The following is a 13,866-nucleotide window of genomic DNA, read 5'->3' on the forward strand; positions in this document are numbered from 1 at the left end:
TCCCGAATGCAAACGTATTAGTTTTAAAATTATTATCCTAATACTGCTATATAGAAAAACTTTAAAAATTTTGCGCTATACTAAGTGTATATTTGCAGCGTTAATGGTACTAATGAGAAAAGTAATACTTCTTTTTATTTTAATTGCGATGCCTTTTTTAGGAAAGGCACAGTCAAAAAGCATAACCATAGATTGGGGAGATAGCAGTCCGTCAAGCTCTAATTTTGGTGTAAAAAAATCTTCGGTTTCTTCAAAACAAAAAGCGATTGAGGCTTTGAAACTCCAAATGAATACGGAAGTTGTTAGCTATACCACTCAATGGGAAGACAAAGGTTTTTCCGATAAAAATTCAGTTACAGTTTCAAACGTTAAGTATGGGGCGGTTTCTTCGGCTGAACTGAAAAAAATAAATACAAATACCCTACCCACCAAACTGAAATACAATATAGCGAGTACCTATTCGCGGGATAGGCTTTTCACTATTTTCAGTATTTCGCCCATAATAAAAACCAATGGAAGCTATCAAAAAGTGCTTTCATTTGATGTTAAATATCAGTACGGCCCACAAAGCCGTAATTTCCCTCCCGCAATTACAAACTCCGTGCTGGCAAGTGGTCAGTGGTTTAAGTTTAAAGTTGATAAAACAGGAATTTACAAACTCGACAAATCATTTTTGAATAGTTTGGGAATGAATACGGATGGTATTAATCCTAGAAACCTCAAAGTATATGGAAATGGCGGAAAAACCTTGCCTTTACTAAATGTCGAAAATAAGTTTTTTGACCTTCCGGAAAATTCAATACAGGTTATAGGCGAAGAGGATGGAAATTTTGATGGAAGCGATTACATTTTGTTTTATGGTACAAATACGGAGGGTTACGTTCCGGAAAACGACTCAAACCTAAATCCGTATAGTGATGAATCCTATTATTACGTAACCGTAGATGGGGGGCCGGGAAAAAGGGTGCAAGCAATGAATGAGCCTTCAGGAGCGGCTGAATTTACGATCAATCAATTTGACGATTATAAATTTCACGAAGTTGACGAAGAAAGCCCAACCAAGTTAGGTAGATTGTGGTACGGCAACCGTTTTGACATTGAAAGTGAACAGAGTTACACTTTTGAGTTTCCAAAAATTGTTTCGGGAAAACCTATGAAGATTGTTATAAAGGCGGGCGCTGCTTCAGAAAGCAATACTTCCATGGCTGTTTCCGTAAATAGTACTAGTTTGGACCCACTTACGTTTTCAAGATTGGGTGACCAAGGGCTTTTAAGTTTAGCTAATTTAAATACAGAAGTCGCGGCGAGCACAGCAACTGTAACTGTGGACCTTACCTATAATAATGCAGGAAACCCTTCAAGTATTGCCTATTTGGATTATATAGGTTTATGGGCAGTTCGCGAATTGAGCGGGGTGGAGGGACAATTGGCTTTTCGTTATAACGCTGCTGCTTCTTTGGCGGGTGTTGGGGAATACCAAATAAGCAATGCCTCACAGTTTTCACAGGTTTGGGATGTGACCGATTTTCAGTTCATTACCTCCAAACAAAATGAAGGAAATGCAACTTCTTTGAGTTTTAAGCAAACTCTTGGTGAGGTGCGCGAATATGTTGCCGTAAATCCCAATAATTATTTTCTTCCTATAAAATTAGCCCAATCTGCTGTTCCGAATCAAAATTTAAAAGGAACCATATTTAATGACGAATCTGGAAATTTTAAAGATATAGATTACATTATTATCACCGCGCCATTTCTTATTCAGCCTGCATTGCGCTTGGCAACTTATCATAAAAACCTGGAAGGGCTAAATGTGAAAGTGGTAACCACAGATAAAATTTATGAAGAATTCAGTTCTGGGAAACAGGATATTGGCGCCATTCGGAATTTTATTCGGTATGTTTATTTCAATGCTTCCACTGAATCGAAAAGGGTAAAATACATTGGCATTATGGGAGATGCTTCCATTGATTACAAAAATAGGCTTCCCAACAACAACAATATTGTCCCCACTTTTCAGACCGTTTCCGGTACCAGTATAAGCCAATCATTCATGTCTGATGATTTTTATGGAAACATGGATGAATTTGAAGGAACAATTGGAAGGGGGACGAATGATATGGACAAACTGGACATTGCGATGGGAAGGATGCTTGTTGATAATGTTTCCTTGGCAAATGCAATGGTAGATAAGGTAATTAGGTACACTTCAGAGACTTCCTATGGCAATTGGAGGACAAACTTTGTTCTTGTTTCAGATGATATTGATAAAACAGGGGAAGAGATTTTGGAAACAAAGTTGGATGGGCTTGGAGATCGAATATCACAGGAAAAACCCTTTATCAATGTAAAAAAAATACACTCAGATTCGTATCAACAGGAAGCCTCTGCCGGTGGAAATCGTTACCCTCAAGTTAACGAAGCCATTAAGCAAGCAGTAGAAGTTGGCGCAATAATTCTAGATTATTTTGGGCATGGAGGGGAAGATGGTTTAGCTGCGGAATATATTTACACTAAAGAAACTGCGCAAGAATTCAAAAATAAGAATAACCTTCCGTGTATAATTACGGTTACTTGTGAGTTTACAAAATTTGATAATCCATTGCGTATAACAGCGGGTGAATTGACCTACCAAAATAGAGATGGTGGCGCAATTTCATTGGTTACTACCACTCGGGCAATTTTCATTTCAACAGGAGTTGAATTTAATGAAGCATTGGCCGGGGAGCTCTTTGGTTATGGCGTTGACGTGCCAAGTCCTCCTGCTGAAGCATTTAGGCGTGCAAAAGAAGACAGTATTTCCAGCCCTTTAAGACGTGTGGTTTTTTATATCGGTGATCCTGCCATGCACCTTGCGTTTCCAAAGAAAAGTATTCGATTGACTAAATTGAACGGTGTGCCGCTTGGGCAGGCCACTGATACTTTGAAAGCATTAAGCAAAATAAAATTAGAGGGTGAGGTTATAAATGAAGCTGGTTCGTTAATGACAGATTACAATGGTGTGCTGGAGGCAAAAGTCTTTGATAAAAATGTAATGCGCCAAACCCTTGATAATGATAACCATAATTTCATAATGGATTTTGTAACCTTGGGCGAAGGACTTTTCAATGGGCAAGCTACGGTTACCAATGGAGTTTTTGAATTTGAGTTTGTTGTTCCCCGAGATATCCAAATACCCGTTGGGAAAGGAAGGGTAAGCCTCTATGCGAAAAGAGATAATGTGCTCGAGGACCAAGCGGGTGTAAACTTGGATTTAAATGTTGGAGGCCTAAATGAAAACGCCCCAGAAGATAATGAAGGTCCGCTCATTCGGCTTTATATGAATGATGAAAGTTTTGTGTCTGGCGGGATAACCGACGATTCACCAATATTGCTCGCCAAGTTGGAGGATCCCAACGGTATCAATACAGCTAGTGGAATTGGGCATGATATTGTAGCTATTTTGGACGGCGATGAAGCCAACCCATTTGTTTTAAATGAATTTTACCAAGCCGAAGTGGACGATTATACAAAAGGCGCCACTAACTACAAGTTCCGAGATCTTGAAGATGGCTTGCATACGCTAACCCTAAAAGCTTGGGATGTTTACAACAATTCTTCCACCGCCGAAATACAATTTATAGTTGCGGGGAACGATAAGCTTGAGATTACACGGGTACTGAATTATCCCAATCCATTCGTTAATTACACCGAATTTTGGTTCAACCACAACAGGCCAGACGAAACATTGGAAGTGCAAGTGCAAGTATTTACAGTTACAGGAAAAGTGGTATGGACCCAAAATGCAACTTTGCCACCATCGGGCAGTTATTTATGCCGAGAAATTACTTGGGATGGCCGCGATGATTTTGGGGATCGCATCGGAAAAGGAGTTTACATATATAAGATAACTGTTAAATCTACGTTAACCAATCAGCGGGTTGAAAAATTCGAGAAACTCGTCATCCTTTAAAAATTAAAATTATATTTGTCCAAAATTATTTAATATGAAGAAATTATTTATTCCAATTTTATTAGGTTTGGTGGCCTTTAAATCTATTGCTCAAGATAATACAGGTATAGAAAACCGTGTAATCACCACAGGTGTACCTTTTATATTAATAGCTGCCGACCCACGTTCTGGAGGTATGGGCGATATAGGTGTGGTTACTTCCGCAGATGCTTTTTCACAACAATGGAACCCAGCAAAATATGCTTTTTCACTTTCAAAACAAGGTGTTGGCGTTACATACACCCCTTACTTAAATAAGTTGGTTAATGATATATTTTTGGGTAACCTTACTTATTATAACCGTTTGAGCGAACAAAGTGCTGTAGCAGCAAGTTTCCGTTATTTTAGCCAAGGTGAAATTGAACTTCGCCAAACACCGGATGAAACTCCATTGATTGTAAAGCCAAACGAACTTCTTTTTGACGTTTCTTATTCCCTTCGTCTTAGCGAACGTTTTTCTATGGCTGTTGCGGGTAGATACATTCGTTCAGATTTGAAATTGCAAACTTCTATTGCAGATGCTTCTGCGGCAAGTTCAGTAGCTGTGGATGTTGCAGGTTATTATCAAAGTGAGGAAATACCTTATAACGATTTTGATGGTCGTTGGAGATTGGGTTTCAATATTTCTAACATTGGTCCAAAACTTAAGTATGACGAAGTAGGTTCAGAAAGCAACCTTCCAACAAACCTTGCCCTGGGTGGTGGTTTTGATTTTATTCTTGATGAATACAATAAAGTTGGTGTTTCAGCTCAAGTTAATAAACTTTTGGTGCCAACACCAAGCGATTCAAACAATGACGGCTTAATAAACAGTGAAGATGACTATTATAACGAAAGTTTTTTTAGCGGGATGATTTCTTCTTTTGGTGATGCCCCTGACGGTTTCAGCGAGGAGTTGAAAGAGTTTACTTGGGCTTTGGGTGCAGAATATTGGTATCAAGATGTATTTGCTTTTCGTACAGGTTATTTCAACGAAAGTGACGTAAAAGGAAGTAGAAAATTTCTATCCTTTGGAGCAGGTTTCCGTTATACCGCAATCAATATTGACGTGTCCTATTTGTTTTCAACATCAAAACTGGCCAACAGTCCACTTGATGGAACCCTTCGTTTTGGTTTAACATTTAACTTTGGTGATACCTACGACGAATATTAAAATAGTTAAAAGTTGAGGAGTCTATGAGTTGAGTAGTCAAAGAAGTAAATTATAATATATTAAACCTCTAAACTTATCGACTTCTAAACTCATCGACTAAATAAATGAAAAAACAAAAAATTGAAATTCCACTGGAAGTTTTTGAAGCCGTTTCAGAACTACCAATAGACATTCAAGAATTAATGAATAAGGCGCAGCAAGCACGTGAAAATGCTTATGCGCCTTATTCGCGTTTTAGGGTTGGGGCGGCACTTCAGCTTTCTTCAGGAAAAATTGTTTTAGGAAACAATCAGGAAAATGCCGCTTTTCCATCTGGCCTTTGTGCCGAAAGGGTTGCGGTTTTTAACGCCGGTGCTAACTTTCCCAATGAAATAATTACGGCTTTGGCAATAACCGTACGTTCCGAAAACAAGAAAATTTCTGAAGCCATTGCACCCTGTGGCGCTTGCCGACAATCTTTGGCGGAGTATGAGCAAAAACAGAAAAGCCCAATTGAAATCTACTTTATGGGCGAAACTGGCGAAATCATTAAAGTTGCTTCCGTGATGGATTTGCTTCCTTTGGGATTTGATGCAAAATACCTTTGAAAAGCAAGCACCAAATCTCAAATTCCAAATTCCAAATTTGTGATTTGGAATTTCCCCTTCATTTGTGATTTGTGATTTGGAATTTGTGATTTAAAGGTTTAAAGTGTTATTTTTGTTGTCCTTTCAATAAAAGTATAGATGAAGAAAATCACCAAAAAAACGTATCTGGATTGGTACGAAAACATGCTCTTTTGGCGCAAGTTTGAAGATAAGCTGGCGCAAGTATATATCAATCAAAAAGTAAGGGGCTTTCTGCATCTTTACAACGGCCAGGAAGCGGTACTTGCAGGCGCTTTGCACGTCATGGATCTTACAAAGGACCGAATGATAACCGCTTACCGAAACCACGTGCAACCTATCGGGATGGGCGTGGATCCAAAAAGAGTAATGGCCGAACTTTATGGAAAAGGTACTGGAACTTCACAAGGTTTGGGAGGTTCAATGCACATATTTTCCAAAGAGCACCGTTTTTACGGCGGTCACGGTATTGTTGGTGGCCAGATTCCGTTAGGTGCAGGCTTGGCTTTTGCCGATAAGTATTTTGACAGAGATTCCGTAACATTGACCTATATGGGTGATGGTGCAACTCGCCAAGGCTCACTTCACGAGACTTTTAACCTTGCAATGCTCTGGAAACTTCCAGTGGTTTTTTGTGTGGAAAACAATGGATATGCAATGGGAACTTCCGTAGCGCGAACCGCTAACCATACAGATATTTGGAAACTTGGTTTGGGCTATGAAATGCCTTGTAAACCTGTAGATGCAATGAAGCCAGAAGTGGTGGCAAAGGAAATGGACGAAGCTATTCAACGTGCGCGTCGCGGTGATGGCCCAACATTTTTGGAGTTGCGCACTTACCGTTATCGCGGTCATTCAATGAGTGATGCTCAGCATTACCGAACCAAAGAGGAGGTAGCTAAAAAACAGGAAGAAGACCCAATTACCTACGTGCTTCATCAGATATACGAAAACAAATGGGCAACCGAGGCAGAAATAAAAAAGATTGACCAAAGGGTAAAGGATTTAGTTGATGAATGTGAAAAGTTTGCTGAAGATTCGCCATATCCAGAGAAAAATGTAATGTTTGATGTAGTTTACGAACAGGAAGACTATCCCTTTTTATCAGATAAATTATAAAAAATGGCAGAAGTAATAAACATGCCGCGTTTGAGCGACACGATGGAAGAAGGAACGGTAGCAACCTGGCTTAAAAAAGTAGGTGATTCTGTAAAGGAAGGCGATATTCTTGCAGAAATTGAAACAGATAAAGCCACGATGGAGTTCGAATCTTTTTACGAAGGAACCTTACTTCATATTGGCATTAAAGAAGGGGAGACCGCAAAAGTGGATTCGCTTTTGGCAATTATTGGGAAAAAGGACGAAGATATTTCAGATTTGATTGACGGATCCTCCTCCGCTGAAGCTTCGGAGGATAAAGGAAAATCAAAAGATGAACCCGAAGCTTCCGATAAAAAAGAAAACAAGAAAAAATCTTCTGATGAAGAAACTGAAAACGATTCAAATAAAAGTGATGAATCAGCAAATTCTGAAAAAGCTGAGATTCCTGAAGGTGTGGAGGTAATTACAATGCCTCGTTTGAGCGATACAATGACTGAAGGAACTGTTGCATCTTGGTTAAAAAAGGAAGGCGACAAAGTTGAAGAAGGCGATATTCTTGCCGAAATTGAAACCGATAAAGCCACAATGGAATTTGAGTCTTTTTATTCCGGAACGCTTTTAAAAATAGGTGTTGGCGAAGGCGAATCTGCTTCTGTGGATGCTTTGCTCGCAATCATTGGTCCAAAGGGAACCGATGTTTCCGGGATCGGGGAAAATTTTAAGAAAAGTGGGAAGTCTTCAGATAAAAAAGAGAGTGCTTCCGAAGATAAAAAAGAAGAAAAAGAAATCTCAAGTAACGATTCTAAAAAAGAATCCCCCTCCGCTAAAGCTTCGGAGGACAAAGGAAAATCCGAAAGCTCACAAACAACAAACGAAGGTCGCATTTTTGTTTCGCCCTTGGCTAAAAAACTTGCCGAAGAAAAAGGAATTAACCTGCGCCAAGTTCGTGGTAGTGGTGAAAATGGTCGTATCGTTAAAAGCGATATTGAAAATTATCAACCTGCTGCTGGCGGTGGACAAGCTTATATTCCTGTGGGAACCGAAAGTTTTGAGGAAGTGAAAAACTCCCAAATGCGCAAAACCATTGCAAAGCGTTTGGCTGAATCAAAATTCACCGCACCAGAATATTATTTGACAGTTGAATTGGATATGGATCACGCAATCGCAGCTCGCGAAGCTATAAATGCAGATCCAGACGTGAAAATTTCTTTCAACGATATGGTTATAAAAGCGTGTGCAATGGCCTTGAGAAAGCATCCGCAAGTTAACAGCCAATGGACTCCTGAAGCTACAAGAATTGCAAAGCATATTCATATTGGCGTTGCTGTTGCGGTAGACGAAGGATTACTGGTTCCTGTTCTAAAATTTGCGGACCAAATGACGTTTTCACAAATTGGAGCACAGGTTAAAGAACTTGCTGGAAAAGCACGAAACAAGAAAATTACGCCACAGGAAATGGAAGGCAGTACGTTTACGGTTTCAAACCTTGGAATGTTTGGAATTACCGAATTTACCTCTATCATAAACCAGCCAAATTCCGCAATTTTATCTGTTGGCGCAATTGTTCAAAAACCAGTTGTGAAAAATGGGCAAATTGCTGTTGGCAATACAATGACAGTAACCTTGGCCTGCGATCACAGAACTGTTGATGGCGCGACGGGAGCAAAATTTCTGCAAACCTTGCGGCAGTATATTGAGAATCCGGTGACGATGTTCGTATAAATTATTCCTTCGGTAGGCGCGCGAGTAATCACGCGCCTACTTATATACAAAACCATGAAAAACATAATTATCACAGGTACTTCCCGCGGAATTGGGTTTGAGATGGTAAAATTATTTTCGGATGCTGGACACAATGTGTTGGCGCTTTCGCGGAATTCAAAACCTATTTCAGATTTAAAGCTGAAGAATGTTACGGCTTTGGAATTTGACATTGCCAATGAATCTGAAATTTTAAAGCTTTCCGCATATCTTCAAACAGGGATGAAATCTGTTGATGTTTTGATAAACAATGCCGGGTTTTTGGTGAACAAACCGTTTGCCGAAATTACTTCCGAAGAATTTAAAAGATGTTACGATGTAAATGTTTTTGGTGTTGCCTCATTGATGCAGACCGTACTTCCATTTATGAAAAAAAGTGGACACATAGTAAACATTAGTAGTATGGGCGGAATACAGGGAAGCGTGAAATTTCCTGGGCTGAGTGCATACAGCAGCAGTAAAGGCGCAATCATTACATTAACCGAATTGCTTGCCGAGGAATACAAAGAAACGGGTCCGTCTTTCAACGTTCTTGCTTTGGGCTCCGTGCAGACCGAAATGCTGGAAGAGGCTTTTCCGGGTTTTAAAGCGCCGCTTTCCGCAACTGAAATGGCGCAATATATAATGGATTTTTCCCTTACTGGAAATAAATTTTATAACGGAAAAATATTGCAGGTTTCGAGTACTACCCCTTGAGTGGTTTCTGTTTTTTTTTAGGTTTTTTCTTCAGTTTGTTCAGCCAAATAATGATTCCTGTAACTGGGAGACTTGTTGCTATCAAGCAGGAAATAAAGTAAATAGTCTTTGAAAACCACCCAAAGATAGTTCCCATATGAATCGCTTTTATAGAGCTTGCGATTTGAACATTCAACGGTTTTTCTGAAAAAATTTCCTTTGAAATAATAGTGCCATCGCGATCAATTTTCAGTTCATCAACGGCAGTTTCCAGAAAATCTTCATCGTGGTATTTGCGGATGCTAAAAATATCTTTTTCATCAGCTGGAATTTGAAAAATTGTAGTTCCTTCAAAAGGCAATTCGCTTTCCGTGATTTTTATGACTTCGGCAAAATCTACAGTTTCTGAAGAGGGATTTGCTTTGGAATCAATTTTTGGTCCACCTCCGCGCCCGCCAAAAACTTCCGTTCCCAAAACTGCGCTTCCCGCATCTTTGTACCATTCAAAAGACCAAAAAAGTCCGGTGAGCGACATAATCACTAAAAATATCGCCGTGTAAAATCCCAAGGTTACGTGCAAATCGTGGTTTACGCGTTTCCATTTTGCGCGCCAAGCTATTTTGAAACCGGGTTTTAGATGTTTCCATTTCAATTTTTTCAGTTTCTTCTTTGGAAACCAAAGCACAATGCCTGTGATGGAAAGTATCAAAAAAATGATAGTGGCAATACCAACAATCGGTCTTCCAATTGACATATCCAAAAGAAGCCAACGGTGCAGTTTGAACATGGTCATAAAAAATCCATCAAGCACATTTGGCTCCGATTTCGTATAAGTTCCATTGTATTGATCAACAAAAAAAGTCGTTCCGCGCCTGTCCTCTTTGTTTGTTTTAACGGAAAACTCATAGGGCTTTGTTCTTTCTGGGCTTATGCTTACGCGCGTCACTTCACCTTCAGCGGCAAGGTTTGTTGTTAGTGTTTCTATTGGAAAAACAGTTTCTTTTGGAGAAACGATCATTTCTTCAGAAAACAAACTTTTTATTTCTTCTTCAAAAGTTAGCACCGTTCCTGTTAAACAAATAATCAGCAGAATGATGCCGCTGCCAATTCCCAGCCAAAGATGGATGTCGTTTATAAACTTTCGTACAGTATATTTTTTTGATTTCATAAAAAGGAAATTTTTAAAACAATATAAAAGGCACAACCTAAGTCATGCCTTTATAAACTAACACTCAAACAACTAAAAATTATAGCGCAGGACTCCTGCAAAGTTTCGTGGATCGGTTTGATTGATATAACTGGTTCTATAGGCGTTGTAACCTATCTTATCAAATACATTATTCAATAAAAATTGAAGACTCCAGTTTTTATTGAATTTGTATTCCGCCTGAAAATTTACCAAGGTGTAGGCTTCTACATCAAAGGGTTTTTGGTTTGGCACAATTCCTTGATGGGTAACAGGTCCCGACGACCAATCGTTGATAGGGCGTTCTCCGGTAAAATACGCACCAGCGCCAACCGAAAGCCCTTCCAAAATGCTATTTCTGAAAGAGTAATTGGCATAGGCATTAAAGGTATGTCTTGGGGTATTTAGCGGTGCAGAACCATAAACATAGGAGGTATGCTCTTTATATTGCGCATCAATATATGCGTAACCGCCAATCAGCTCCAGATTTTCAAGTGGCCTTCCGGTAAGTTCTACTTCTATTCCTTGGCGCTGGTCGTTTCCGCCTTTTGCGTAATATAAAATGTTTGTCCAAGTTTCGTCATAAACAGGAAGGTTTATGTTTTTGTTGTTGATTTTATAAAGCGTCAAGTTAAATCGCAGTCGGTCGTTGAGCCAAGTTGTTTTAAACCCCGTTTCCAATTGGTCGTAGCGCTCGTTGCCCAATTCTTCTCCATTTTGACCCAAACGTGAAGCTGTTCGTGGATAGGAACTGTTGGTGTATGAAACAAAAACGTTTACATTTTTTATTGGCGAAACGATAATTCCTCCCAGAGGATTAAAAGCATCGCTACGTGTGTTTTCAACTTCTGAAAGCGTTTCGGTTGAACTGTAACGTGCCCCCAAAAATGTTTTCAGCCAACTGTTCCAAGAAATCACATCCTGGGCAACAAAACCTAATGAATTTGTTTTTCCGCCGCTCACATTTGCTTCTCCCAAGGCAACATTGGGCAATCTGTGTTCTATGTTTTGAAAAACATTAATAGTATCTACAACTCCAGCAGATTGGCTGCTTGTACTAAACCGTGAGGCCCGATAATCAAACCCAACTTGGAAAGTGTGTTTTATAGAACCTGTGTAAACATCATCCCCAATCAAGTCAAATTGGAGCACACTGTTGTTGTCATCGCGGGTAGAGGTGGAGTAGCTGCGTTGGCGAATATTGTAAATAGGCATTTCATTTTCCTCAATAGTTTTTCCCAAACCGGCACCTTTATCATCCAAGCTTAGTGACGAACTATAGAAAGCTCCTTTTAATGTAAGTTTCTCGCTTAATTCACGATCCATTCTGATGGCATAGGTAGTATTTTCGGTGATGGAACGATCGTTTTCAAAACCTAAAAATTGTGAATGTGGAAGATCATAAATTGCATTCATATCATTTTCAGCCAAGTTTACGGTGCCCAGATCTGGGGTACGGCTGTCGTAATAATGATCCAATTCTAAAGTTACCGTTGTCTTTTCATTTATTTTCCATTCAAAAGAAGGATTGAAGTAAAAACTTTCCTTTTCCACCAAATCCCTGAAACTATCGGCTCTTTCCAAAGCGCCATTTAAACGGAACGCAATATTTTTTTCTTTGTTAAGTGGCCCATAAACATCGAATGTAGGACGTATTTGCCCAAAACTTCCACCGCGCAGACTCACGCTTCCTCCGGTAGTATATTTTGGAGTTTTGGTAACAATATTTATGATTCCGCCGGGACTTCCCAAATCTGTTGCTACGCCTTGGGTTATGGAAGCGGTTCCTTTTAGAACTTGAATGTTATCCACACCCTGCATATCGGTCAATATACCAACACCGCGAAAATCTGAATGAATCCGTACTCCGTTTTTCAAAATAGGAATTCCCCTAAATCCACGAGAGGACATACTCTCACGTTTGTTGCCATAAGTCGCGAAGGTGTAAACGCCCGGTACGTTTTTAGTGGCTTCGGCAATGCTCAAAGCACCTTGATCCTCAATCAATTTTTCTGAAAGCACTGAGATGCTCTGGATCTGTTCATAAGGTTTAAGAGGCAAACGTGTGATTGATTCAATTTTGTCGGGATGGTCGTTTCGGTTACCGAAAACTTCCACTTCGTCAAGTTCGTTATCGTGGGTAAGTTGAAAAATGACTCCGTTAAAAACAGGCTCGTTCGGATTAATTGTAATCGTGGAAGCTTCGTAACCAACAGCACTCGCTGTAAGTTGCCATAGGCCATAAGGAATATTGTTGATTGTAAACTTTCCATCGGCATTGGCCGCACTTCCCTTTTTAAGTTCGGGAAGATAAACGCTAGCAAAAGGAATTGGATTATTGTCAATATCCGTAACCGTTCCGTTAATTTCTGCCACCTCTTGTGAAAATATAAACTGTACGCACAAGAGGAAAAATAGGGTGGTGATGAATTTCATTTTGTATTATTTTTATTTAGATTGGTTTTAAATTGAGAGCAAATCTAAAACGGAACTTTTAATTTTCAAAGCTTATTTAGAATAGTTTTAAATAGTAATTTATAATATGTTGAAATCAAAAGAAATGCAAATAATATTTTTTTTAAAAAGCTTTAAAATTTCCTTTAAATTGTTTCAGACCTGCTATTTTTGAAGCTGTAAAAATGGATAGAAACCTTCGTTTGGGTATTTTATGACTGATATTCTTGAAAAATACATTCCACAAGCTTCCGTTGCTTCAGCTTTTGAGTTGATAAAAACACACAATGTTCATCTTAAGATTGTAAATGAAAGGGTTACCCGCCACGGCGACTACAGGAAAATGCCCAATGGCCAACATAAAATCACAGTAAATGCCTCGCTTAACAAATACCGCTTTTTAATTACACTGGTTCACGAAATAGCTCATCTGGAAGCTTTCACAAAATATGGAAGACTCATAAAACCCCATGGATTGGAATGGAAGCGTACCTTTCAGTTGTTGATGCTCCCTTTTTTGCGCCCCGAGGTTTTTCCTAATCAATTATTGCCTTTATTGGCGCGCCATTTTAAAAACCCAAAAGCTTCGAGTGATACAGATGCCAGCCTTGCATTGGCCTTAAAGCAGTTTGACCCAGAGAACGATAAAAACTATATCTTTGAAATACCTTTTGGGGGGCATTTTAGATTGTACAACGGTAAAATTTTTAAACGCGGAAAGCAGCGTGTAAAACGTTTTGAATGTTTGGAAGTTGCTACAGGAAGAACGTATCTTTTCAATCCTAATGCTGAAGTGGAATTTTTAAGTCGATGAGTCAATGAGTTTATGAGTGGAGCGATTTATGGAATTCAGAAATTGGGGTTTATAGAAAAATAAAAACGATAAATTAGTTTAAAAGGGTTACGGTTTGGCTCCTCAACTTATCGACTCCTAAACTCATAG

General features: G+C 39.3%; 9 protein-coding genes. 7 read left to right on the forward strand and 2 right to left on the reverse strand.

Annotation, left to right across the window (positions count from 1 at the left end; genetic code table 11):
* Positions 1 to 112 precede the first annotated feature (112 nt).
* From porU to A7A78_RS06310, 6 genes are all read left to right on the forward strand, one after another.
* Complete coding sequence (gene porU / locus A7A78_RS06285) at positions 113 to 3,949, forward strand: type IX secretion system sortase PorU (RefSeq protein WP_068761791.1); 3,837 nt, start codon at positions 113 to 115, stop codon at positions 3,947 to 3,949.
* Positions 3,950 to 3,983: 34 nt separating this feature from the next.
* Positions 3,984 to 5,141: a type IX secretion system outer membrane channel protein PorV gene (gene porV, locus A7A78_RS06290; RefSeq protein WP_068761603.1), complete on the forward strand. Its 1,158-nt coding sequence runs from the start codon at positions 3,984 to 3,986 to the stop codon at positions 5,139 to 5,141.
* A gap of 104 nt (positions 5,142 to 5,245) precedes the next feature.
* Positions 5,246 to 5,728 carry a cytidine deaminase gene (cdd, locus tag A7A78_RS06295; RefSeq protein WP_068761604.1) on the forward strand — a complete coding sequence of 161 codons (483 nt, stop codon included), beginning with the start codon at positions 5,246 to 5,248 and terminating at the stop codon, positions 5,726 to 5,728.
* Between the two features lie 138 nt (positions 5,729 to 5,866).
* The gene (gene pdhA, locus A7A78_RS06300; RefSeq protein ID WP_068761605.1) at positions 5,867 to 6,865 is read left to right on the forward strand and encodes a pyruvate dehydrogenase (acetyl-transferring) E1 component subunit alpha; all 999 of its coding nucleotides are present in this window, start codon (positions 5,867 to 5,869) and stop codon (positions 6,863 to 6,865) included.
* 3 nt (positions 6,866 to 6,868) lie between these two features.
* Positions 6,869 to 8,569, forward strand: coding sequence for a pyruvate dehydrogenase complex dihydrolipoamide acetyltransferase (locus A7A78_RS06305; protein ID WP_068761606.1), 1,701 nt, complete (start codon positions 6,869 to 6,871; stop codon positions 8,567 to 8,569).
* A 54-nt stretch (positions 8,570 to 8,623) separates the two neighbouring features.
* Positions 8,624 to 9,304 (forward strand): SDR family NAD(P)-dependent oxidoreductase, encoded by a 681-nt coding sequence (locus tag A7A78_RS06310; RefSeq protein ID WP_068761607.1) that lies wholly within the window; start codon positions 8,624 to 8,626, stop codon positions 9,302 to 9,304.
* Here the strand turns inward: A7A78_RS06310 and A7A78_RS06315 are convergent.
* Complete coding sequence (locus tag A7A78_RS06315) at positions 9,294 to 10,451, reverse strand: PepSY-associated TM helix domain-containing protein (RefSeq protein ID WP_068761608.1); 1,158 nt, start codon at positions 10,449 to 10,451, stop codon at positions 9,294 to 9,296. The two genes, A7A78_RS06310 and A7A78_RS06315, sit on opposite strands and share 11 nt — an antisense overlap.
* Positions 10,452 to 10,523: 72 nt before the next feature.
* Positions 10,524 to 12,905: a TonB-dependent receptor gene (locus A7A78_RS06320; RefSeq protein ID WP_068761609.1), complete on the reverse strand. Its 2,382-nt coding sequence runs from the start codon at positions 12,903 to 12,905 to the stop codon at positions 10,524 to 10,526.
* Positions 12,906 to 13,137: 232 nt separating this feature from the next.
* Between A7A78_RS06320 and A7A78_RS06325 the strand changes: the two genes are divergently transcribed.
* Positions 13,138 to 13,737 (forward strand): SprT-like domain-containing protein, encoded by a 600-nt coding sequence (locus A7A78_RS06325; RefSeq protein WP_068761610.1) that lies wholly within the window; start codon positions 13,138 to 13,140, stop codon positions 13,735 to 13,737.
* Positions 13,738 to 13,866 lie beyond the last annotated feature (129 nt).

The organism is Aequorivita soesokkakensis (assembly GCF_001641085.1).
GTDB classification, from domain to species: Bacteria; Bacteroidota; Bacteroidia; order Flavobacteriales; family Flavobacteriaceae; genus Aequorivita; species Aequorivita soesokkakensis.